The organism is Geomonas diazotrophica, assembly GCF_018919385.1.
In the GTDB taxonomy this organism is placed as follows: Bacteria; Desulfobacterota; Desulfuromonadia; order Geobacterales; family Geobacteraceae; genus Geomonas; species Geomonas diazotrophica.
On the sequence record NZ_JAHLMF010000013.1, the window covers coordinates 101,895 to 123,613 of the forward strand.

Annotated in this window: 20 protein-coding genes; 4 read left to right on the forward strand and 16 right to left on the reverse strand. The window is 62.6% G+C overall.

Annotation, left to right across the window (positions count from 1 at the left end; all coding sequences use genetic code 11):
• Positions 1–77 precede the first annotated feature (77 nt).
• The 3 genes from KOM00_RS15130 to KOM00_RS15140 all read right to left on the reverse strand — a co-directional run bounded on the left by KOM00_RS15130 (position 78) and on the right by KOM00_RS15140 (position 3,677).
• Complete coding sequence (locus KOM00_RS15130; RefSeq protein WP_216499770.1) at positions 78–1,049, reverse strand: peptidylprolyl isomerase; 972 nt, start codon at positions 1,047–1,049, stop codon at positions 78–80.
• Between the two features lie 60 nt (positions 1,050–1,109).
• Positions 1,110–2,096, reverse strand: a complete 987-nt coding sequence (locus tag KOM00_RS15135; protein WP_216499771.1) for a prenyltransferase/squalene oxidase repeat-containing protein — start codon at positions 2,094–2,096, stop codon at positions 1,110–1,112.
• An 87-nt stretch (positions 2,097–2,183) separates the two neighbouring features.
• Entirely contained in the window at positions 2,184–3,677 is a 1,494-nt protein-coding gene (locus KOM00_RS15140; RefSeq protein WP_216499772.1) for a hypothetical protein, read from the reverse strand.
• 598 nt (positions 3,678–4,275) lie between these two features.
• On the opposite strand from KOM00_RS15140, the gene KOM00_RS15145 reads away from it, so the two are divergent.
• The gene (locus tag KOM00_RS15145; protein WP_216499773.1) at positions 4,276–4,890 is read left to right on the forward strand and encodes a DUF2845 domain-containing protein; all 615 of its coding nucleotides are present in this window, start codon (positions 4,276–4,278) and stop codon (positions 4,888–4,890) included.
• 17 nt (positions 4,891–4,907) lie between these two features.
• On the opposite strand, the gene KOM00_RS15150 is transcribed toward KOM00_RS15145, so the two are convergent.
• The 9 genes from KOM00_RS15150 to proB all read right to left on the reverse strand — a co-directional run bounded on the left by KOM00_RS15150 (position 4,908) and on the right by proB (position 13,011).
• The gene (locus KOM00_RS15150) at positions 4,908–5,645 is read right to left on the reverse strand and encodes a ComF family protein (protein WP_216499774.1); all 738 of its coding nucleotides are present in this window, start codon (positions 5,643–5,645) and stop codon (positions 4,908–4,910) included.
• Positions 5,646–5,693: 48 nt separating this feature from the next.
• Positions 5,694–6,347: a lactate utilization protein gene (locus KOM00_RS15155; protein WP_216499775.1), complete on the reverse strand. Its 654-nt coding sequence runs from the start codon at positions 6,345–6,347 to the stop codon at positions 5,694–5,696.
• A gap of 169 nt (positions 6,348–6,516) precedes the next feature.
• Positions 6,517–7,179: a flavodoxin family protein gene (locus tag KOM00_RS15160; protein ID WP_216499776.1), complete on the reverse strand. Its 663-nt coding sequence runs from the start codon at positions 7,177–7,179 to the stop codon at positions 6,517–6,519.
• Positions 7,180–7,244: 65 nt separating this feature from the next.
• A complete protein-coding gene (gene gpmI, locus KOM00_RS15165) occupies positions 7,245–8,783 on the reverse strand; it encodes a 2,3-bisphosphoglycerate-independent phosphoglycerate mutase (protein ID WP_216499777.1) in 1,539 nt (512 codons plus the stop codon).
• Positions 8,784–8,867: 84 nt separating this feature from the next.
• A complete protein-coding gene (locus tag KOM00_RS15170) occupies positions 8,868–9,332 on the reverse strand; it encodes a 23S rRNA (pseudouridine(1915)-N(3))-methyltransferase RlmH (RefSeq protein WP_216499778.1) in 465 nt (154 codons plus the stop codon).
• Complete coding sequence (gene rsfS, locus KOM00_RS15175) at positions 9,329–9,718, reverse strand: ribosome silencing factor (RefSeq protein ID WP_216499779.1); 390 nt, start codon at positions 9,716–9,718, stop codon at positions 9,329–9,331. The genes KOM00_RS15170 and rsfS overlap by 4 nt, the downstream gene beginning before the upstream one ends.
• Positions 9,708–10,358 (reverse strand): nicotinate-nucleotide adenylyltransferase, encoded by a 651-nt coding sequence (gene nadD / locus KOM00_RS15180; RefSeq protein WP_216499780.1) that lies wholly within the window; start codon positions 10,356–10,358, stop codon positions 9,708–9,710. The genes rsfS and nadD overlap by 11 nt, the downstream gene beginning before the upstream one ends.
• Before the next feature lie 134 nt (positions 10,359–10,492).
• On the reverse strand, positions 10,493–11,749 hold the full coding sequence (locus KOM00_RS15185) for a glutamate-5-semialdehyde dehydrogenase (protein WP_216499781.1): 1,257 nt from the start codon (positions 11,747–11,749) through the stop codon (positions 10,493–10,495).
• Between the two features lie 140 nt (positions 11,750–11,889).
• Positions 11,890–13,011, reverse strand: coding sequence for a glutamate 5-kinase (proB, locus tag KOM00_RS15190; protein WP_216499782.1), 1,122 nt, complete (start codon positions 13,009–13,011; stop codon positions 11,890–11,892).
• A 148-nt stretch (positions 13,012–13,159) separates the two neighbouring features.
• Here proB and KOM00_RS15195 point away from each other — a divergent pair, with 148 nt between their 5' ends.
• On the forward strand, positions 13,160–13,645 hold the full coding sequence (locus KOM00_RS15195) for a DUF2062 domain-containing protein (RefSeq protein WP_216499783.1): 486 nt from the start codon (positions 13,160–13,162) through the stop codon (positions 13,643–13,645).
• 69 nt (positions 13,646–13,714) lie between these two features.
• Here the strand turns inward: KOM00_RS15195 and KOM00_RS15200 are convergent, their stop codons facing one another.
• Together KOM00_RS15200 and KOM00_RS15205 are read right to left on the reverse strand one after the other, a co-directional pair.
• Positions 13,715–14,716, reverse strand: coding sequence for an inorganic phosphate transporter (locus KOM00_RS15200; protein ID WP_216499784.1), 1,002 nt, complete (start codon positions 14,714–14,716; stop codon positions 13,715–13,717).
• Positions 14,709–15,326, reverse strand: coding sequence for a DUF47 domain-containing protein (locus tag KOM00_RS15205; RefSeq protein WP_199390205.1), 618 nt, complete (start codon positions 15,324–15,326; stop codon positions 14,709–14,711). The genes KOM00_RS15200 and KOM00_RS15205 overlap by 8 nt, the downstream gene beginning before the upstream one ends.
• Positions 15,327–15,556: 230 nt before the next feature.
• Between KOM00_RS15205 and radC the strand changes: the two genes are divergently transcribed.
• Positions 15,557–16,252, forward strand: coding sequence for a RadC family protein (gene radC, locus KOM00_RS15210; RefSeq protein WP_216499785.1), 696 nt, complete (start codon positions 15,557–15,559; stop codon positions 16,250–16,252).
• Positions 16,253–16,432: 180 nt separating this feature from the next.
• Positions 16,433–16,906, forward strand: coding sequence for a hypothetical protein (locus KOM00_RS15215; protein ID WP_216499786.1), 474 nt, complete (start codon positions 16,433–16,435; stop codon positions 16,904–16,906).
• Between the two features lie 438 nt (positions 16,907–17,344).
• Here the strand turns inward: KOM00_RS15215 and KOM00_RS15220 are convergent, their stop codons facing one another.
• Complete coding sequence (locus KOM00_RS15220; RefSeq protein ID WP_216499787.1) at positions 17,345–18,019, reverse strand: DUF1318 domain-containing protein; 675 nt, start codon at positions 18,017–18,019, stop codon at positions 17,345–17,347.
• A 67-nt stretch (positions 18,020–18,086) separates the two neighbouring features.
• Positions 18,087–21,641 (reverse strand): DUF748 domain-containing protein, encoded by a 3,555-nt coding sequence (locus KOM00_RS15225; protein ID WP_216499788.1) that lies wholly within the window; start codon positions 21,639–21,641, stop codon positions 18,087–18,089.
• Between the last annotated feature and the right edge of the window lie 78 nt (positions 21,642–21,719).

Genomic DNA, 21,719 nt, shown 5'->3' on the forward strand with positions numbered 1-21,719 from the left:
CGGGCCGGCCCCTTCATATCACCATCCGCGGCCTGACCCATTCACAGCCCGCGCATCAAAACTCCGCTTAAGCGGAACTACACCTTTTCGATCTTCGCCTTGCCCCGCAGCTCTTCCACGTAGGCCGCCAGCATCAGGCGGATCTTCTCACGCTTCAGGTTCCCCGCGATCTGGTTCTTCACGTCCTCGTAGCGCTCCGTTGCGGGCGGCAGCTTCTGCTCCACCTTGATCACGTGAAAACCGAGCTGCGTCTCGACCACGTCGCTGATCTCCCCCGCCTTGAGCGCGAAGGCTGCCTTCTCGAACGGCGGCATGGTCTGCCCCTTGCCGATTATGCCGAGGCTCCCTCCCTGGTCCTTGGTGGGCGAGGTCGATTCCTTCTTGGCGACCTCGGCGAACGGCTCGCCTCCCTTGACCCGCTTCAGCACGGCCAAAGCCTTTTCCCTGGCCTGCTTCTTCGCTTCGGCGTTGGCGCCCTTGGCAACACCGATCAGGATGTGACTCACCTTGATCCGGTCCCCCTGGGTGAACTGCTTCAGCTTGTTCTCCTCGTAGAACTTCTTCACTTCCGGTTCGGTCACCTCGGCCTTCCCCGCGAAACGTTGCGCGATCAGGTTGTTGATCACGATATCCTTGCGCGCCGCCTCTTCCAGGTCCTTCTGGGTCATGTCGACCGACTTCAGCGCCTTGTCGAAATCCGCCTGCGAGGGGTACTGGTACTTGCTCTGGACGATGCGGGCGGTCACCTGCTTGTCCAGGTCTTTCACTTCCAGCTTCATGCCCGCCTGGTACAGCAGTTCGGCCGCGGTCAGCTGGTTCAGCGCCGCCTCGGTCGCCTTCTTAAACTGGTCCGGCGGCAGTTGTCTGGGGTCTCCCGACCCCACCAGGGCCTTGATGGTGCGGTCCAGCTCGGCCCGCGTGATGACGGTGCCGTTCACCTTTTCCACCGCGGCCTGGGGTGAGTTTTTGGCGGGCTCTGCGGCGCAGGCCGCCAGCGCCAGCAGGGACACGGCTGCCGCCGAACGGGTTATCTTGTTCATCGAAAGCATATGCATCTCCTCTTTAAGGCCAGGTGTTTTCGCAGTCTTAACCTTGGCCTCGACCTGTTTTTAACGTTTCGCAACCTGCGCGACCACCCCTTTCGCTTTCCCGATCTCGCTCAAGATGCGCAGGGCCGTGGTGGTGGAGTCCGGGGTGGAACCGTACCCTTCCAGCGGGCCGAAACCACCGTTGACCTTGATGTACAGCCGCTTCATGAAGTTGAAGGCGAGCGTCTTGTCTACGCGGTTGCCGGCGTTGACCTCCTTCAGGGCGCGGATGGCGTAAAGCTGCTCGTCGAGGTCCGGGCGCTCCTTGCTCTTCTTGTCGAGGTAAGGGGTGGTCTGCAGGTACAGGACTGCTTTCTTTGCGGTATCGGCATCGAGCGAGCACAGGGCGTTCAGGACATAAGCAGCCATGTAGGTGCTGCGTGCGTTGGGACGCCCGGGACCCTTCTCCGGGCCGAAGCCCCCCTCTTTCTTGGCAAACCCCTTCACGTACTCGACGGTCTTCGCCTTATCCACCGCATCCAGCCCGTTCACGGCCTTCAGCACGTGCACCGCGTAATAGGTGGTGGCGAGAGAGGATTTTTTCGCCTCGGGCGAGAAGCCGAAGCCGCCATCGGTGTTTTTCAGGGACGCGGCAAAGCTCTTCACCTTCGCCCGGTCGACGGCGTTGCCGGCATCGAGCAGTGCCAGGGTCTCCAGGGCGATGTCGGTGTAGAGGATGGATGAGGTCTTGCTTGATTTGTCAGGCGTGAAGCCGCCGTCTTTCTGCTGGGCCAGCTTGGTGGCAAGGATGATGGCGTTCTGTCTTCCGGTATCTATTTTCTCTCCCATAGCCTGGAGTGTGTAGACATAATCATTGGCGATCACCGTGGCGACCGGGAAATCGGGACGCCCCTCCATCTCTCTGATGAAGACGCTGGTTTTCTTGAAATCGAATGCGTTGGTCTTTGCATTGGCGGGTTTGTTTTCCTTGGCCAGCGCAGGAACGGCCAAAGCGGCGACCAGGGTAAGTGTGACTATTTTGCGTAGGATTTTGTTTGAAATGGGCATCTTCGCACTCCGTATGACATTGAATGGGATTTTGGGAAAGGGGGGGGAGGATCACTCCCCCCCGGAAGCACTGCAAGTTACATTACATTAGAGGTGCGGCGGTGTGCCCCAGGTCGAGGTCTTGGTCGGGTGGCAGAAGACGCAGACGCCGAGAGCGTAGGTTTTGTCTTTGCCGGCGGGGAAGCTGTAGCTGGTGCTACCCTGCAGGTTGGACAGCTGGGTGTTGTCAAGGGTCATGGTCGACGGAGCCTCGGCATGTGCGGAGCCGTGGCAGGTCTGACACTTGATGCTACCTTTGTGACCGCGGCCGTTGATGAACTTGCCGAACAGGGTCGGGTTGGTCGGGTACACGGTGCCGTTCACGGTGTTGGTCGCGTGGCAGGCGAATGCCGGGTTGGCGCCGGCGCTTGCCGCGGTGCAGGACGGCAGGGTGGATGCTTTCCACGGCTGGGTCAGCTGGCCGGCAGCGGTACGCTGGTTCAGGTTGCCGTGGCAGTCGACGCACCAGAGGGCGGTCTTAGCCTTGTGGGAACCGCGGTAGCAGTTGACGTTGTTGCCCGGGTGGCAGTCGTAGCAGTTGGTGGCAACGTTCGCGTCGTACTGGGTGAGGACCTTGGTGCTCTGGCTGTGGAAGCGGTGCAGCACGTCGGAGAAGGAGTACTGGGAAACCTTGACGTCGGCCTGGGTGAAGGTGGCACCGGGCATGATGACGTAGTTCGGCCATACGTTGGCAAGGCCAGGTGCTGCGCTCTCGCCCATCGCCGGATCCCAGTGGCACCAGGAGCAGCGGATCGGGCCGGAAGTGCCGTCGCCGGTCGGGTCAAGGTAGTTGAAGTCGATCTTGCTGGAGTTCTGGCCGTGCATCTTGCCGAGGTAGGCGAAGGAACCGGCAGAGGTAGCCGGGTAGCCGTTGGCGGAAGCAAGCGAGAGGTGGCAGGAGCAGCAGCCGCCGAACGCCACCGGGGTCACGGTGCTGGTCTGGGCCAGGATGGTGCCGGTGCTGTTCTTCACGTACACGTTGGTCATCGGGTACGGGTTGCGGTTCGCGCCGCCCAGCGGGTCGGTCATGATGTTCTTCGCTGTATTCGCATCGACCAGCGGGTAGGCCGGGATGCCGACTGCGGTCCAGTCCTTCAGGTTGCTGTCGTAGGCCATGTTGCCGGAGATGCCGTTGCCGGCGAGACCCTGCACCTTGCCGCCGGAGACCGGGGCGAAGCCCGGGAACAGTTTCGGCGCGTAGGTGATCCACTGCTGGAAGTAGGGGTCGGCCTGCAGGGTGGACTCGGTGTTGTCAGCCATCGCGTAGCTGACGGTAACGCCGTAGGTAGCTGCGTTGGTCGAATCGATGATGACGGGGTCGTTGCTGCCGTACCCCAGGACCTGGGCCCTGACCGTGTTGAACGGGGGGAGGAGCAGGAATCCGGCGAAGGTCGGGCAGGCGCAATGCATACCAAGATCATTCCACGCGACCACCTTGTAGGAGCTCGGAGCCCCGGTCCTGCCGGCAAATGCCGGAGCGACGACAGCGGTGAGGGCCGCTGCGGTAAGGGCCAGCGCGGGTACAAGTTTTCTCAATTTCATGCCTTGTGTTACCTCCTTTGTGATGTGAACCATTTTTCTCTCTGGGGTCAACCTCCCGATTCGACTGGGGTGGGTACCTCACCCGCCGAAACCGGTTGCTTCTGTTGTCCGCACCCGGTATGCGAACGGCGCTCTTAATAGCAGGGAACATGCCAGTGGTCAGAAGACCACTAACTCATTAGAAGTACACGAGCGATCACATAAGGTTTGGACGCAAAAAAGGGGCAAAATACCCAACCTACAATACCCCACACCCAACCAGTGTTATTTTACCCAGAGGATAACGCCCTATATTTATAAGGTGTTACACCCAAAAACTGTGTCAGTTAGCCCAAAAATCTGCCGAAGGCAAGGCGCCCCTCCCGTGATTGAAATCACAAAAAACACCCCCTATCGCACCGGGAAGAGGCCAATTCACCCACCCTGCAGGCGAGTTTTCCCCTCCCCCAGTCCCCGCCTCGTTGCCCCCAGTCGCCCGGAGGTGCACTGCCCCGCACCCCCTCTTGGTACGAGCATTGCTGCTGGTCGTTTCGCACCTGTTGTGCTATTTACGAGGGCGAAAGCGGGATGTTCCCATTCCCTGCAGATGGTCACGAACGTGGAAAAGGAGTACATGATGGGCAGTACCGCAAGTTGGGGAGTTTGGGCTGTTGGGATTGCAGCGATTTCTTTGTTGTTTGCCGCGACGGCCGGCGCTGCCGCCTGCAACGAGGAGGTCGTTATCGGGCAGACGCTGGCGGAAGTTGCCGCGATCTGCCCTCAGCCGACCTTGAAGGAGCACCGCGACCTTTGGGAGGAGCTGTTGGAGGGGAAGAAGAAAACACGGAGCGCCACGTCCTATGACCACTGGGTTTTCGATACCGGGCCGCAGGAATTCATGGTGAGCCTGATTTTCTTGAACGGGAAACTGGCCGAGTTGCGCAACCTGGGCTACGGCAGCATGCGCGACCCGATGATGCCGGAATGCCGCAACGGCGAGGGGCTGGCCTTGGGCGACACCATGGTCGATGCCTACCTGAAGTGCGGGGAGCCGTTGGCCCGCGAAAAGCGCGGCGACAAGGCAGTGGTGTCCGTGGAGGGAGAGGTGACACGACGGACCTCGATTGCCATCGAGGAATGGACCTATCGTTACGGCCCGGATCTGCCCGGATACACGATGCGCTTTGAAAATGGGGTGGCCGCGGAGATCCGCCCGCGTGAGTTCGGCAAATAGCAACTGTGCGAGGTTGGCTAGTGAGGGATCCCGCGCGCGACCGTAACCGCCGCCACCGCGGCGACCTCCGCTTCGCGTAAAGCATCGACACAGGCCCCCAGCGTGCTCCCCGTGGTGAAGACGTCGTCAACCAGGAGCACGCGCTTTCCGGCCAGCGCTTTTGGCTCCCCCACCCCGAAGGCATCTTTCACATTGGTAACCCTGTCTCCGGCATCCAGTCCCGTCTGCGGCTCGGTCCAGCGTAACCGGCGCAGGTTCCCCACCACTTGCGGCACCTTTAGCTTCTTCCCGAGCACCTCGGCGAGGAGCTGCGACTGGTTGTAGCCGCGCTGCCTGAGCCTTTTGCGATGCAGCGGCACCGGTACGACGCAGTCCGCCCCGGCCTGCCTGAGGAACTGTTCCACCCTTTGAAAGGTCAGCACCCCTAAGGGATCCGCCAGGTGCATCTTACCGCCGTACTTGAAACGATGGATAAGGTCCTGGAGCGGACCTTCCAGGACGGCCGCAGAGCGGCAGGTATGGAAAGGGGGATGGGCAAGACAGGCACCGCAGAGATGGTCGCTGCCGCGGTCGGTGGCAAAGGGGGCCCCGCAGAGGGTGCACAAGGGGGATTCCAGGAAAGAGATTTTGCCGAGGCAACCGGCGCAGATGAGTGGCCGGGGCGGAACGCTGTCCGCCCCGGCGACGGGTATGGCCCCCTTGCAGGCATGGCACAAAGGGGGGAACAGCAGATCGAGCAGAGGGCGCAAGAACATGGCAACCCCATAAAATCCGTTCTACGTTCTATGTTCGACGTTCTACGTCTAAAGCCCCATGTCCTCGTTGACGACCAGGACCTTGATGTCGGTGTTCCTCGGCTTCTTCTCGATGATGGTGGTCACACGGCAGATGCGCTGCGGGGAGTTGCAGTCGGAGCAGAAGCCGGTGGTGGTGCACGGGGTGGAGAGGTTCAGCCTCTTGGCGTTGGGCGGCGAAGCGTAGGTCCTGATGCGCTGCACGGCGTCGTCGATGCTGCCGTCCACCAGCTTGTTCCGCCCCACCACCACGATCACCTTCTGCGGACCGAAGAACATCGCCGCGGCACGGTTGCCGTTGCCGTCGATGTTGACCAGGACGCCGGAGAGGGTGACCGCGTTGCTCCCGGTCAGAAAAAGATCGCAGGTAAGCTGCCGCCTGGTGATGGCCAGCTTCTCCTCGGGAGAAAGACCGGGGAGCCCATGGTTCAAGATCTCCTTCCCCATCCCCTTCAGCTTGTCGGAAAGTTTCAGGTCCGCGATCGAAAGAGAGCCGCCGAAGCCGACGCTGTGAGCCCCCGTCGCCTCGTTCACGATGTAGTGGAACACCTCTTCGCCGTCATGACAGTAGAGGGCGTCGAAGCCGTTCTTCTTCAGGTTCTCCACCGCTTTTTGGCATTTGTGGGCATAGGCCCAGTCGTTCAACTCTTCAGTGTTGCTCATTACAGCCTCCGTTTAACAATTGACTGCGTCCGGCTAAACGCTCCAGCCCTGCCATTTTTTCCCAGCAACGGTGCATCACTCATCCGCCCCTGCGGGGCACTTCCCCCGGAGGGAGAAGGCAACATTTACCCCTCACCCTATGGGAGAGGGGGAGGGGTGAGGGCCCCGACTACCTTTGCGCCAGGTACTCCTTCTCGTAAGGCCAGCACTCGCCCATGAAGCCGATCAGGTGGCTCATGCGCTCCTTGAACCCGAGGCGGAACGGGTCCTGCTCCGGGAAGGAACGCTTCTCCCGCACGCTGTCGCAAAGGTCCTTGCCCAGGGCGCGGGCCTTCTGGAACAGCGCCTCCTGGTCCGGGAACTGGCGCGGCCCCGCACCGGGGGAGCCGATGCTCCCGACGTTCTGGGCTCCCATGGCGTTGACGATGCGCTGCATGTATTCCAGCGGTTCTTCGTCGCCGCCACCGCCGGAGGTTTCGACCAGCGCCGAGTACTTCCCTTCCAGCGCGGTGAGGTGAATGAGGCCGTTGCAGCGGTCCAGGAATGCCTTCAACTGGGCCGTGATGCTCAAAAGGTAGTTGGGGGTCGCGAGGATGAAAGCGTCGGCGGCCAGCAGCTTGTCCTTGATGGTTTCGTACTCGTCCTTCACCGGGCAGATGCCCACCTTGTGACAGGCGTCGCAGGCAAGGCACGGCTTGATCGGCGTCTCGGAAAGCGAGACGATCTCGATGTCGGCGCCCGCCTGCACCGCTCCCGCCAGCACCTCTTCCAAAAGGCGTCCCGTGGTGCCGTTCATGCCGCGGGGGCTGCCGTTAATTGCAACAATCTTCATGGGGTCTCTCCTTTCTTTTCAGTCGGACCATCGGGCACGTCGGACGGGAAACAAGCGCGTCCAAGCTAACCTGCCAGCAAACTCTTCCCGGTCATCTCCGGCGGCTGCGGCAGCCCGAGCAGCTCCAGCATGGTGGGGGCCAAGTCGGCGAGGACACCGGTCCTCAGCTTGACACCCTTCCTGGTGTCGTCCACCAGCACCACCGGCGCCATGTCGCAGGTGTGCGCCGTGTGCGGTCCCCCCTGCTCGTCCTGCATCATCTCGGCGTTGCCGTGGTCGGCGGTGATGATGGTGATGCCGCCTTTCGCTCGCACCTTCTCCACCAGCTTGCCCACGCATTCGTCCACAGCCTCCACCGCCTTCACCGCGGCCGAGAAGATGCCGGTATGGCCGACCATGTCGGCATTGGCGAAGTTGAGGATGATGACGTCGTACCTGTCCTCGTCCAGCCGCTTCATGAGTTCCTCGGTGACCGGGTAGGCGCTCATCTCCGGCTTCTGGTCGTAGGTGGCGACCTCCTTGGGAGACGGGATCAGGGCGCGGTCCTCACCCGGGAACGCCTCCTCCCTGCCACCGTTGAAGAAGAAGGTGACGTGGGCGTACTTCTCGGTCTCCGCTATCCTCAGCTGGGTGAGGCCCGCGTTGCTGATCACTTCGGGGAAGATGTTCACCAGGTCCTCGGGACCGAAGGCGATGGGAAGCCCGAAGGTTTCGTCGTAAGAGGTCATGCAGACGTAGGAGGCAAGCTTGGGCCAGATCTCGCGCGGGAAGCCGTTGAACTGCGGATCGGTGAAGGCGCGGGTGATCTCGCGGGCACGGTCGGAGCGGAAGTTGAAGAAGATGAAACCGTCGCCGTCAGAGACTCGACCCACCGGGACACCCCCGGCCATGATCACGCTCGGCAGGACAAATTCATCGGTCACACCGTCGGCATAGCTCTGCTTGATGGCGGCTTCCGCGCTGGCGTAAGGATTCCCTTCGCCCAGAACCATGGCGCGGTAGGCCTTTTCTACGCGGTCCCAACGGTTGTCGCGGTCCATGGCGTAGTAGCGGCCGATCACCGTGGCGATCTTGCCGAAGCCGAGCCGGGCGATTTCCCCTTCCAGGCGCTCAAGGTAGTCGGCGCCGCTCTGCGGCGGGGTGTCGCGGCCGTCCATGAGGCAGTGCACGAACACCTCTGAAACTCCCTGCCGCTTGGCCATCTCGATCAGCGCGTAGAGGTGGGTATCGTGTGAGTGGACGCCGCCGTCGGAGAGAAGACCTGCCAGGTGCAGCCTGCCGCTTCCCGCCTTCGCCCTGGCCATGCAGTCGAGCAGCGCGGCATTGGTGAAGAAATCGCCGTCATCGATCGACTTGCTGATCCTGGTCAGGTCCTGGTAGACCACGCGACCGGCGCCTATGTTGGTGTGACCGACTTCGGAGTTGCCCATCTGGCCGGAGGGAAGGCCGACCGCGAGGCCGGAGCCGTCGATCTGGCCGGAGGGGTACTCGGCGGAGAGCCGGTTCATGTTGGGCGTCTTTGCCTGGGCGACGGCGTTGGCTTCCTGTTCGGGGTTGATCCCCCAGCCGTCGAGGATCATCAAGAGCAGAGGCTTTTTAGGCATGGCATTTCTCCCTCATTAGAGTTATTAGATCCAATTAAAAAAGGTGAAGCAGAACGTCTTCACCTTTAAAAAAAGCAGTTACCCTTACTCATGATGATACGGCTCACCGTTAATGATGGTGAAGCCGCGGTAGATCTGCTCCAGCAGGAAGACCCTCACCATCTGGTGGGTGAGCGTCATTCGGGAGAGCGATACGGTCTTGAAAGCCTGGGCCCGGAAACTGTCGGTGAAGCCGTAGGCCCCACCGATGGCGAAGACCAGGTCCTGGGTCCCCTGGTCGCGGTTTTTGGACAGGAAGGAGGCGAGTTCCGGGGAGCTCATCTGCTCCCCTCTCTCGTCCAGGAGCACCAGCTTCCCCCCCTTGGGGATCAGCTTCGCGAGGCGCTCGCATTCCCGCTCCCGCATGGTAGCGGCCTGCGCCCCCTTTTCCTCGCGGGCCTCGAGGATCTCCAGCGGTGCGTACCGCCTCACTCTCCCCGCGTACTCTTCGATGCCGGTGCGGACCCAGCTCTCCTGGGTCTTGCCGACCCAAAGGAGCTTCAGTCTCATTTCTCTTTATGCTCCCAGAGGTATTCCTCGGGGATCTCGATCTGGGGAGCCCGGCTCCAGAGCTCGTCCAGGTTGTAGATCTTGCGCACCTCTTCCTGGAACAGGTGCACGATCACGTCGCCGAAGTCGACCACGACCCAGCGCCCCTCGTCGTACCCCTCGGTGTCGATGGCCATGTCGATCGGCTTGAGCCCCTGCTTGACCGAGTCGGCCATGGCCTGCACCTGGCGATCGGAGCGCCCGGTGGCGAGCACCAGGTAGTCGGCGATGCTGGAGATGTTCTTGATTTCGAGCACCTTGACGTCGAGCGCCTTCTTGTCCAGGGCGAAAGCCGCACACTTCACGGCGCGTTCAACGGCCGGTATCATTACTTCTTTATCTTGCATCAACGTATAACCCTTGTTCCTTTATGTAGTGTTCGACGGCCTCGGGAAGGAGGTACCTGATCGAACGGCCGGCTTTGACCAGCTGCCGGATATGGCTTGACGAGATATCGAGCAGCACCCCGTCCAGCGCGTAGACACAGTGGCCCGAACTGTGGTTCAGGCGTTTAGCCGCCGAATCATAGCAGAACTCCCCACTTATGGCAACAGGGAGGGCCTGGGCGAGACTGGCGATGGTGGAACCGGGACGCTGCACGCTGACGATGTTGCACAGGGTGAAGATGGCCTCGTACTGGTGCCAGGTGGAGATGTCGTTGAACGAGTCGGCCCCCACGATGAAGAAGAGCTCGTCCTCCGGGCGCTCCGCGTGCAACTGGCGCAGCGTGTCCACCGAGTAGGAGCGCCCTCCGCGCACCGCCTCCATGTCCGAGACCTCGAAGCAGGGGTTTCCGGCGACCGCCAGCCGCACCATCTCCAGGCGACTGGCGAAGGAGAGCTCCCCCACCTGCGGCTTGTGCGGCGGCGTGGCAGCCGGGATGAAGACGACCCGGTCCAGTTGGAACAGGTCGCGCGCCTCCTCGGCGATGCGCAGGTGCGCGTTATGGATGGGGTTGAAGGTCCCCCCCAGAATCCCCGTTTTCATTATTGTCCCGGCTCCGGTGTGAACGAAGACCAAATCCTTAACGCAAAGTCGCCCAGGCGCAGAGGCGCAAGGATTTAAAGATAACTTCCTTTGGTTCTCGCCGTCGCGGCTTTGCGACCTTGCGTCGAACGCTTTTAAGGCCTTACCTGTCCCGACCCGTACACGATGAACTTGGTCGTGGTGAGGTCGGTGAGCCCCATCGGGCCGAAGGAGTGCAGCTTGGTGGTCGAGATGCCGATCTCGGCGCCCAGCCCCAGCTGGTTACCGTCCGAGAACCGGGTCGACGCGTTCACCATGACCACGCCGGAGTTCACCTCGCGGATGAAGCGCTGCGCGTTGCCGTAGTCGCCGGTGATGATCGACTCGGTGTGCAGCGAGCAGTAGCGGTTGATATGGTCGATGGCGGCGTCCAGCCCGTCCACCACGCGTGCGGCGAGGATAAGCTCCAGGTATTCCGCGTACCAGTCGTCCTCGGTGGCGGGCGCTGCCTGCGGGGCGAAGCGGCGGAAGGTCTCGTCGCCGCGCAGCTCCACCTTCTGAGCGACGAGCGCCTGGTAGATGAAGGGGACGAAGCTCTCCGCGATGTCCTTGTGGATCAGCAGCGTCTCCAGGGCGTTGCAGACGCCGGGGCGCTGCACCTTGGCGTTGATGATGATCTCGCGCGCCATCTCGAAGTCGGCGGAGGCGTCCACGAAGATATGGCAGACCCCCTTGTAGTGCTTGATGACCGGGATCTTCGAGTTCTCCACCACGAAGCGGATCAGGCTCTCGCCCCCCCTGGGGATGATCACGTCGATGAACTCTTCCTGCTTGAGCATCTCGGTGACCCCCTCGCGTTCGGTGAACGGGATCAGGGAGAGTGCCGCAGCCGGGATGTTGCGCTTGGCCAGTTCGTCCTTGAGGACGGTGGCAATGGCCAGGTTGGAGTGGATCGCCTCGGAGCCGCCGCGCAGCACCACGGCGTTGCCGCTCTTCAGGCAGAGTACGGCAGCGTCGGAAGTGACGTTGGGGCGGGACTCGTAGATGATGCCGATGACGCCCAGCGGGATGCGCATCTTGCCGACCATGAGGTCATTGGGGCGCTTCCACATGCCGGTCACCTCGCCCACCGGGTCGGGGAGCGCGGCGACCTCGCGGATGGCGTCGGCCATCCCCTTGATGCGCGCCTCGTTCAGCATGAGGCGGTCCAGCATCGCCGAGGAAAGCCCCCGCTCCTTGCCGGCCTCCAGGTCCTTCTTGTTCTCTGCGATGATCTCCTCGGCGTTGTTGACCAGCCCCTGCGCCATGTCCAGCAGAAGCTCGTTCTTGACGGCGGAAGAGAGTTTCGCCATGGCGAAGGAAGCCTGCCGGGCCTCGGCAGCTATGGTGCGGATCTGTTCGGCAACTGACATGTGTACCTCCGTAAAACCCCTAAGGCAATTAACAGGGATAAAAGGGATAAAAGGGATAAAGCGGCAAGACGACTGAGAACCCGTAATTCATTCTTTGGGTTTTATCCCCTGTATCCCTTTTATCCCTGTTAAACGTGTTTTTATAACAGAACGAGATTATCCCGGTGAATGACGTCGTCGCCGTAGCGGAAACCGAGGATCTGCTCGATCTCGGCGCTCTTGTGGCGGCTGATCTTCTCGATCTCCTGGCTGGAGTAGTCCACTATGCCGCGCGCGAACTCGACCCCCTCCGGGTCCACGACCCTGACGCAGGCCCCGCGGTCGAAACGCCCCTCCACCTTGGCGATCCCCGAGGGGAGCAGGCTCTTGCCATGGGTGGCAAGCGCGCCGCGCGCGCCGGCATCCACCACGAGGCTCCCCGCGGGCTTTATGGTGAAAGCGATCCAGTGCTTGCGCCGGTTCAGCGACTCTCCGGCCGGCAGGAACAGGGTCCCGAGCAGTTCCCCGTTCATGACCCGGGCGAGGTTTCCCTCCCCTTTGCCGGCGAAGATGATCGCGGCGACGCCGGACTTGACCACCTTCTTGGCCGCGGCAAGCTTGGTCGCCATGCCGCCGGTGCCGACGTTGGTTCCGCTCCCCCCGGCGCCACGCTCCATTTCGCGGGTCACCGCGCCCACTTGGTGGATCAGGGTGGCACCCGGGTCGGTGCGCGGGTCGGCGGTGTAGAGGCCGTCGATGTCGGTCATGATCAGCAGCAACTGCGCCTCGACCAGGTTGGTGACCAGGGCGGAAAGGTTGTCGTTGTCCCCGAACTTCAGCTCGTCGACCACGACGGTGTCGTTCTCGTTGATGACCGGGACGATGCCGCAGGAGAGCAGCGTGTCGAGCGTGCCGCGGGCGTTCTGGAAACGGCGCCGGTTGGCGAGGTCGTCGCGGGTCAGGAGGATCTGGGCCACCTTGAGATCGTAGTCGGAGAATGCTTCCTCGTAGGCCCGCATCAGGCGCGACTGGCCGATCGCGGCGGCCGCCTGCTTCTGCGGCAGGGTCCGCGGCCGGTCCGGCAGGCCGAGCGCCTGGCGACCGGCAGCCACGGCCCCGGAGGAGACCACGACCACCTCGACCCCCTTCGCGCGCAGCCCGGCGATCTGCGAGGCGAGCCCGTCCAGGAAAGCCGGGTCGATGCCGTTATCCTCGCAGGTCAGGACGCCGGAGCCGATCTTCACCACGATTCTCTTTACCTTCTTGAGCAGTTCTTTACGCATGCCGCATTCCGCCGATAATGTTTAGTAAAGGCAAGGATACTAACACGTTTCCCTACCCGTGGCAATTTTCTTAAGAACCGGGAGGGCTCAAACTCATTGACAAAGCCGGGTGCGGACTTTAGACTGAGCCCCTATTTCGAGGTGACTGTTGCTGAACAAAGAGCACTGGAAAAAAAGAATCTACAGCATCCTGTCGCTGGACAGCCATCCAGGGCACATCGCCGCCGGATTCGCAGTCGGCGTCTTCATAAGCTTCACCCCGTTCTTCGGCCTCCACACTCCCCTCGCCATCGCAGCAGCTTTTCTCCTGAGACTCAACAAACTGACCTGCATCACCGGGGCCTGGGTCAACACCCCGATCACCGTGGTCCCCATCCTCGGGGTGAGCTACAAGCTCGGCGCCTTCTTGCGCGGACGCCCCATCAAGGACCTCCCCATATCGGGCGGGCTTGAGTGGCACAACCTGGAGCGCTACGCCAAGTCCCTGATCCTCGGCTCCTCGATCCTCGGTTTCTTCGCCGCTATCATCGCCTACTTCCTCTGCTACTACCTCGTCGTCCGCTTCCGCGCCAAGGACGCCGCCCAGGCCGAGCTCGCCAAGGAGATGACCGAGGTGGGCGAAGAGTTGGAGTAGCCCTCCAAAAAAAATCGGGAGCAGTCCGCAGACCGCCCCCGACCTCTCTTCACGATGTCTCCCCCCCGGTTATTTGCCCAGGAATGGCGACAACACCATGTAGCTCACAAAACCTACGAAGCCCGATGCCGGGATGGTGATCACCCATGCGGTGACGATGCGGTAGGCGACGCCCCAGTTTACCGCCGAGATCCTCTTGGTCAGGCCGACCCCGAGGATGGCGGAGGTGATCACGTGGGTGGTGCTGGTGGGAAGACCCATAGCCGAAGCGCCCAGGATGACGCCGGCCGATGCGGTCTCCACGCAGAAGCCGTGTACCGGCTGCAGTTTCACGAAGTCATGGCCGACCGTCTTGATGATCCTCCAGCCGCCGGCGGCGGTGCCAAGCCCCATGGCGATGGCGCAGGACATCTTGACCCAGTTGGGAACCTCGAAGGTGGCGAGGGAGCCGTAGCTGACCAGCGCCATGGTGATGACACCCATCGACTTCTGGGCATCAGCCGTGCCGTGGGAGAAGGCCATGACCGCGGCGGAAAGAATCTGCAGCTTGCGGAACACCTTGTTCAGGTTGTAGGGCGCCTTGTTCCTGAAAGCCCACATCATGCCGACCATGAACATGAAGCCGAAGAAGGCCCCGACTATCGGAGAAACGACCAGCACGGTAATGATCTTCTTGAGACCGGCCCAGTGCAGCGCTCCGCTCCCGGCGTGGGCCACCACCGATCCCACCAGGCCGCCGATGATGGCGTGCGAGGAGGAAGAGGGAAGGCCGTAATACCAGGTGATCAGGTTCCAGATGATGGCGCCCAGGATACCGGCCAGCACCACCATCTGGGTGATGTTGTTGGCGTCGACGATCCCCTTGCCGATGGTCGCCGCGACCTTGGTCGAGATCATCGCGCCCAGGAAGTTCAGGCCGGCGGCCATGAAGATCGCCGTCCTGACGGTGAGCGCGCGGGTGGAGACGCAGGTGGCGATGGCGTTCGCGGTATCGTGGAAGCCGTTGATGTAGTCGAACAGCAGGGCCGCGCCGATGACGGCCACCAGCAGGACCAGTGTGACCTCAGGCATTTTTAACCACCACGCTTTCCAGGATGTTCGCGGCATCCTCGCACTTGTCGGTTGCGGTCTCCAGCGTCTCGTAGATCTCTTTCCACTTGATCAGCTGGATCGGGTCCTTCTCCTCGGCGAACAGACGGCTGATCGCCTCGCGGCAGACGCGGTCCGCCTCGTTCTCCAGGGCGTTCACCTCGATGCAGTAGGCGCTGATCGGCTCGAGCTTGCCACCCAGGACCGCGACGGTCTTGTCGATGGTCTGGCAGGATTTCAGGATCAGGAAGGCGAGTTCCTTCGATTCCGGCGTCGGCTTCTGCACGTTGTACATGACGAAGCGCTGCGCCGAGGCGTCGATCAGGTCGAGGATGTCGTCCAGCGCCGCGGAGAGGGCGTAGATGTCCTCGCGATCGAAGGGGGTGATGAAGCTCTTGTTCAGCTTCTTGATGATATCGTGGGTGATGGTGTCGCCCTTGTGCTCGACGTCCTTTATCTTGCGCTGGCTGGCCACAGGGTCGTCAAAGTTGTCCAGCATGTCCTTCAGGAGCTGGGCCCCCTCGATAATGTTGTGGGACATTTCCCTGAACATGGCGAAAAACTTTTCATCTTTTGGCATCAACCCAAACATTTAGTCCCTCCAAAGTCCCGGCCTTAAAGGCCGGTATCTAGTTGCAAACTGGGGAGATATACCATATCCCGGGCAAATATAAAACAATGAAATACGTAATGCGGTTAAACTAATTAGGGGGATGATGTTTACCTCGCCATCCCGTTTCCGCTCTGGCGAAGCCGCCCCCCTCGTGTATTATTTAGCTTTAACTTTTTTGGCCCAATGACCCCCACCACCAGGAGCGGCTCATGAGCGGCGGAATCAAGTGCTGGCCGGAAGCGGAACGTCCGCGCGAGAAGCTGATGCAACGAGGTGCCTCGGCGCTCTCCGAGGCGGAGCTGCTGGCGCTCATCCTGGGCAGCGGCAATGCGGCCAGCGGCCGCAGCGCCTTGGACCTCGGCCGAGAGCTGATGCTCCAGTTCAAGTCGTTGCGCGCCCTCGCCGACGCCTCGTACCGGGAGATCCAGCAGGTGAAGGGGATCGGCCCGGCGAAGGCGACCTGCATCCTGGCCGCGCTCGATCTGTCCCGGCGCATCCGGGAGAAGGAGCGGCGCCCCATCGAGTCCTTCGAGCGCTTCACCTCCGCCTCCCAGGTGTTCGAGCATTTGAACCACGAGTTCAGGGACCGGCACACCGAGCAGTTCATGGCCCTGCTTCTGGACGGCAAGAACCGGATCATCACCCGCGCCCTCATCTCCGAGGGGTCGCTGAACCAGAGCATCGTGCATCCACGGGAGGTCTTCAACGCCGCGGTGCGCCAGTCCGCGGCGGCCATGATCCTCTTGCACAACCACCCCACCGGCGACCCGGCTCCCAGCCCGGAGGACCTCGAGGTGACGCGCCGGCTCCGCGACGCCGGGCAGCTCATGGGAATCAGGGTGCTTGACCACATCATCATCGGCGAGAACGAATTTTACAGTTTCGCTGACCACGGTCAGCTCTAACTGCCGCCGGAGGAGCCGTGAAAGCGACCGTCGCCCACAGCGCCCGCTTACCTGCTCGACGCCGTACCGGAAGCGGCGCTGCTTGCCTGGCGGGCTGCCGCGTTACCGCTTGAAGACTTCACCTTTACCCCCCGCCCGGATCAACCGGTGAAACACCGCCCGGCGGAACAGGAGAGCCAGATGCGCAAAACCATCGTGAAGAGCCAGGCTCAGCACTCCCATGAAAGCATCGCGGAGTGGTTGGACCTCGACAGCATCGCCCACGTGGAACTGACCTCGGAAGATCCTTCTCAGCCGATCGAGTCGGCCCTGCAGCCGGTGGGCGCACCGGGATGGCGCGCGGCGGAGCCGGGTCCACAGTTGATCCGTCTGCTGTTCGACGCTCCGCAGGACGTGAAGCGGATCTACCTCTTGATCAACGAGGTGGAAGTGGCAAGGACCCAGGAGTTCGTGCTGCGCTACGCTCAGCACCACGGCCGCAGCTTCCGGGAAATCGTGCGCCAGCAGTTCACCTTCGCCCCCCCCGGCACCACCACCGAGCAGGAGGAGTACCGGGTGGACCTGGACGGGGTGACCGCGCTGGAACTCGAGATCATGCCGGATGTCTCCGGGTCGGCGGCAAAGGCGTCCCTGGGGAGACTGCTCCTCGCCTGAGACGGGACGCGGACAAAAAAAAGCGCCGAGTGGAAAAGGAGGGCTCCATCATCGGCGCAAAAGTTGGGTTTTTTCGGCTAAGCGGCATTTGTCGTGCCGCTTTGTCTTTATCTATTACAAAAGCGGTGCCAAAATCGACCTCATGCCGAAAAACATGCAACTAACCGTTTCCACTAGCCTTTAATGAAATCCACTCGCCCAGGTGGAAACGGGCCTCGTATCCAGCGGTTGAACAGGTCCAAGAACTACACGGCATCTTTCCGGACAGAACCAAGCAATTTCGGCCGCTTTCACGATTTGAACAGCAGTTCAACTTTTGCACAGCTGTCAAAAAACCCGAAGGGAGGCGTCACCGCTTCCACATCTTAGGTGCTGCCACGACAGAAAAAAGGCCACGGCGCTTCCGCCGTGGCCTCTCCTTCCAGCCATTTCTCCCGGCTACTTCTGCACCCACCGGTCGTTTTGCAACTGCATCCACCACCCCGGCTGCGCCGCTTCCCTCTTGGTGTCGGCATAGGTGGCCGCCGCTTTCACCATGACCAGGTTGAGCGCCTCCTTGCTCTCCTTTTGCTTCTGCAGCTTCAGAATCGCCTTCGCCATGCTGAGCACCACCGTCTTGCGGCTCTGGTTCTCGGCGGCCAGCAGGGCTTCATCCTGCGGTCCGAGTTTCCCCTTGGCAGAGGGAGGCACTACCACCAGCCCCTGTTTCGACAGCCCGACCGCCCCGCTGGCGAAAAGGGCGTTCAGCCTCGGGAGCCGCTTGCTCATGTCGTCGTAAGCCTTCAGCACCTCCGGCATGCTGGAAAGCTCGACCGCCAGGGCCTCCGCATCGGCATCGGTATCCGCAGCGTACGCGGTGGCGACCAGGGAGAGGTCGGGCAGTTTGTCAAAAAGCCGACTCTGCGGTTTGTCCTGGGGTGCTGCCGGCGGCAGGCCCGGCGGAGGAGTCGGGCTGGCCGGCTTTTCGCCGCTTTTCAAGAGCATGTCGTCCAGCGACTTGTAGGCCTCCTTGGCAGCCTTCTCGGGGAAGTAGACGTTGACCGTGATCACCGCGCAGGCGGCGAGGGAGACACAGGCAAGGGCCAGCAGCAACTTGATCAGTTTTCGTTTCATGGGACACCCCCGTTGGATTCGTTGGTCTGCTCCAAACATGGCACTTCACGAATATAGCACAGCAGGATCACTCTTCCCACTTGAACTCGGGCACCACCTCCGGTTTTGCCGGCGCCTTCTCCTGGGATGGCGCACCCGCCGCGGGCTTGCCGCGCACAGCGGCCTCCTTGATCGACTCCAGGAGATGGTCCAGTGCGATGCGGTTCTGCGTCGGGGCGATGTTCACGTTCAGGTCCTTCACCCCGAAGAAGTTGGTATTGACGATCTTCAGGGTGTTGAAGGTCAGGTCCCCCTCCTGCAGGGTCGCCTTGATCTCCGCCTCGTCGTAGTCGCGATCCCGCCCGAGGAAAAAGCCGCTCAACTTCTGCTTGGCCAGGCGCTGCAGAAATTCCTTGCTGACCAGCATCTTCTCGCCTCCACCCTCGCGTGCCCAGAGGTCGACGAACCCGGTCGTCCCCGCGACGCCGCCTCCCACGCCCCTGAAGCTGATCACGCCGTCCACCCGCCCAGAGATGTACCCCTGGACGCTGGGGATGCTGCGGCAAAGCTGCTTCAGGCTCAGCCCGTTCACCAGCAGATCGGCACGGTAGGTCGGTTTCTCCCTGACGGCCAGGTACCCGGTCCCGACGATGGCTCCGTCGTAAAGGGTGGTGCGCAACGGGGCGATCTCCATGAGCCCCTGTGAGGCGCGCAGTTGGACGGTGAGTCTCCCCAGTTCCAGGGTGCCGAAAACGGTTCTTGCCACCGCCAGCTGCTCACCAGCCGCCGGGAGGGTGCGCAGTTGGCCGAGCACGCGCGGATAGTTCGCCCTGCTGAAATCCCTGGTTTCCTTGGGCTGCGGGGTGCTCTTCCCGGAGAGGTCCAGGGAAACGGGTATCCTGCCGTCGATGCCGGTCACGGCCAGCTTCTGGGGCGCCGATTCGATACTGCCCCCATGTATATCGATCCCCCCTTCCAGGAGTTGCCGACCATCCCGAAACTCCAGCGTTCCGTTTGCAGAGAGCACCCCTTTGAGCGCCGCCTCCTGGAGCGCCGTGGGCATCAGGTTCACGATGGCGTCAGCCAGGACATCGGCGGGGGTGTCGGGGAGCGAAAAGCTGATGGTGCCGCGACGCTTGGGCGAGAAGGCGTCGGCCACCTGCCCCCGCGCCCGCAGCGCGACTCCTTTTCCCGGTGAGAACAGCCCTTCGCCGACGGAAAGGCCCCCTGCCGCATAGCTCCCGGAGAGGAACAGGGAGGCTCCGGAGAGTGCGCTCCTCCCGTTTTTGGCGAGGGCCAGCCCGCGCCCCTTGGTCTCGAAGCGGCACTCCACCCCCCCCTTCCCCGAATAGGTCCCGGAGCTCCGCAGGTCCAAGTGCCCGTCGGTTGGGCGGATGGTGGCGGTTTTGGGAAGGAAGGAAGCCATCTGGGCCGCATCACCATCCTGCAGCGCGACCTTGAAAGCGACGCTTGCCCCGGGAACAAAGGGACGGAATGTGGCATCTGCGGACAGCTTCCCCCCCAGGAACCTCCCCTCCAGCTCCGCGCGGCCGCCCCCCTTGGTGAAGTTCGCCTGCAGCAGGGCAGCCCCGGCGGCGCGTCCCCTCATGGTGACGGCGCGGCAGGAAAGGGTCGCGGTCCCCTCCAGCCATTTTTCCGCTCCAGCCGTGACCACACTCCCCTGGGCCCGCCCCGACAGCCCCGAAAGGTCCAGGTCGCCCTGCCGTAACGCCCCCCCTTCGAGCTCCAGAACCAGCGGAACGCGCCCGACCCCGGGTCCGGGAGGCGGCAGGCGGCTCGCTATCCGGGTGGCGACCACCCTGGTCTCTCCCAGCCGTCCCTGTACCCCTTCCAGGCTGACCTTCTCGTCCTCGACGCGGTAGCCGAAGCGGGCATCGCCGGCCCGGGGGCCGAGGGTCATCCCGGCCAAGCGGGCCTCGCCGGACGCGTGACGGTGGCCTCCCTGCTGCCGCAATTGCACAGTCGCCACCCCCTCCTTGACGGCAACCGGCTCCTGGCCCCGCTTCCCCGCGACGTCGGCAAACGCGATCCGGCCCGACAGCTTCAGGTCCTGCGCGCTCTTCCCGGTGAATTCCACGGTCCCCGATGCACTGCCGGAGCCGGCCTGCAGGTCGTGGCGTTTCAGGAACGGGTTGAGGGAGACGAGCTTCGCCCGGGACAGCCTCAGCGAGGCCGTCAGCGGCTCCGGACGTTGCAGGTCGTAGGAGAGGTCGCCGTCCAGCGGAATCCCGAAGACCCGGGCGCTGAACCCGCCGCTGTGCGCCATCACCGGCTTCAAGTGCGAAGAAAAGGTGACGTCGAAGGGGAGACGGAGGGCGTCGACGACCGCCTTCCCCTCCCCTTGGGCGGCGGAAAGCGTGCCGACGGCGGCAACGCCCGCGCCCTTCCTGGAGAGGGCTCCCTTCCCCGAGAGCCCTGCTATCAGCAGCTCCCCCTTCCGCGCCACCGCCCCGTTCCGGAGCAGCAGGACCCCGGCGGCGCTTTCCAGGCCACCCCTACCGGATCCCTCCAACCGCAGGGATTCGCAGCGCAATTCTCCCCCGAGCAACAGGCCGCGCCGGGACTCTTCGGTCAAAAGCACGTTCAGCAGGGCGAGGTCGACCCGGTCCACCCCAAAGAGCAGGGCAAAGCGCCGCTCTTGCCTCAACCCGCTCAGGCTGCCTTCCGCGTGCAGTTGCGCGACCTTGTCGATCTCCAGGGTCGCGTCGTTCAGGTCGGCCCGGTCCTGCGCGATACTGTAGGAGCCGTTGAACTGCAGCGTCCCCGCGATGGGGTAGCTTCCCTCGGCCACTGGCAGCTGCACATCCCTGAACCGGAAGGAACCCGAGCTGCGCAATTCCCCCTTGGCGAGCACTGCGTTCACCGTGAGGGATCCGCGCGCCTTTTCCAGCGGCCGCGGGTTCTTCAGTTTCAGCAGGGTTGCCACCCTCTGCAGCGACAGGGTCGGTGCGCTGAGGGTGAGGTCAACTGCGGCCTGGGCACCCGGTCTCGCGGTCCCCTGCAACTGGTAGCGGTTGCGCGCCGCATCTTCGAAGACGAGCTCGACCTGGGCGTTCCGTGAGCCTCCGCTGGTCAGGTTGTAGAGCTTAAGGTCGAGGCCGCGCACCCCTTCTCCCTGGACCGTCAGCGCCCCGTTTTGTACCAGGAGCTTGACGATTACCGTTTCGGGAGCGGGCTTTTCGGGTTTCCTGGCGGCGAGCCTGCGTTGCAGGTCGCTGAAATTCCAGGCCCCGGCGCCGTTTTTCAGCAGGTTGACGCTGCCCCGTTCGACGGAGATGAGGTCGAAGCGTCGCTTTCCACGCAAAAGGCCGAGCCACTGCGGCTTCACGGCGACCGACTCCGCCGCGACTAGGTCGGGACCGGCGAACCCTTTCGGGTTGTGCAGCCTGACCCCACGCAGCACGAGCGTGCCGCCCGAAAGGGAGACGCCCTGCACGGTGAATTCCTGCTGGAGCGACGAGGTGACATAACGGGATAGCTGGCGTGCGGGGAGCGGCGTAGCGAGGTAGAACTGCAGGAGCACGAAGACGAGCAGGCACACGCCGAAGAGGCCGGCGGCGACAAATGCCAGCATCCTGACCGGTCCCTCCGGTATTGAGTTTCTGTCGCCGACCACTTTCATCTGTCCCCTTCCTGTGCAGGGAGAACTTTACCGTGCTTCGCGGCGCTGGGCAAGAGAAGCGTCCGTCCGGGACCTCAC

Coding starts and splice junctions, on each gene's coding strand:
- KOM00_RS15225 (WP_216499788.1), bottom strand. CDS start 21,641: ATGAAAGTGGTCGGCGACAGAAACTCAATACCGGAGGGACCGGTCAGG.
- KOM00_RS15140 (WP_216499772.1), bottom strand. CDS start 3,677: ATGAAATTGAGAAAACTTGTACCCGCGCTGGCCCTTACCGCAGCGGCC.
- KOM00_RS15130 (WP_216499770.1), bottom strand. CDS start 1,049: ATGCTTTCGATGAACAAGATAACCCGTTCGGCGGCAGCCGTGTCCCTG.
- KOM00_RS15185 (WP_216499781.1), bottom strand. CDS start 11,749: ATGTCAGTTGCCGAACAGATCCGCACCATAGCTGCCGAGGCCCGGCAG.
- KOM00_RS15220 (WP_216499787.1), bottom strand. CDS start 18,019: ATGAAACGAAAACTGATCAAGTTGCTGCTGGCCCTTGCCTGTGTCTCC.
- KOM00_RS15150 (WP_216499774.1), bottom strand. CDS start 5,645: ATGTTCTTGCGCCCTCTGCTCGATCTGCTGTTCCCCCCTTTGTGCCAT.
- KOM00_RS15215 (WP_216499786.1), top strand. CDS start 16,433: ATGCGCAAAACCATCGTGAAGAGCCAGGCTCAGCACTCCCATGAAAGC.
- KOM00_RS15205 (WP_199390205.1), bottom strand. CDS start 15,326: ATGTTTGGGTTGATGCCAAAAGATGAAAAGTTTTTCGCCATGTTCAGG.
- nadD (WP_216499780.1), bottom strand. CDS start 10,358: ATGAAAACGGGGATTCTGGGGGGGACCTTCAACCCCATCCATAACGCG.
- radC (WP_216499785.1), top strand. CDS start 15,557: ATGAGCGGCGGAATCAAGTGCTGGCCGGAAGCGGAACGTCCGCGCGAG.
- KOM00_RS15155 (WP_216499775.1), bottom strand. CDS start 6,347: ATGAGCAACACTGAAGAGTTGAACGACTGGGCCTATGCCCACAAATGC.
- gpmI (WP_216499777.1), bottom strand. CDS start 8,783: ATGCCTAAAAAGCCTCTGCTCTTGATGATCCTCGACGGCTGGGGGATC.
- KOM00_RS15135 (WP_216499771.1), bottom strand. CDS start 2,096: ATGCCCATTTCAAACAAAATCCTACGCAAAATAGTCACACTTACCCTG.
- KOM00_RS15170 (WP_216499778.1), bottom strand. CDS start 9,332: ATGAGACTGAAGCTCCTTTGGGTCGGCAAGACCCAGGAGAGCTGGGTC.
- proB (WP_216499782.1), bottom strand. CDS start 13,011: ATGCGTAAAGAACTGCTCAAGAAGGTAAAGAGAATCGTGGTGAAGATC.
- KOM00_RS15160 (WP_216499776.1), bottom strand. CDS start 7,179: ATGAAGATTGTTGCAATTAACGGCAGCCCCCGCGGCATGAACGGCACC.
- KOM00_RS15200 (WP_216499784.1), bottom strand. CDS start 14,716: ATGCCTGAGGTCACACTGGTCCTGCTGGTGGCCGTCATCGGCGCGGCC.
- rsfS (WP_216499779.1), bottom strand. CDS start 9,718: ATGCAAGATAAAGAAGTAATGATACCGGCCGTTGAACGCGCCGTGAAG.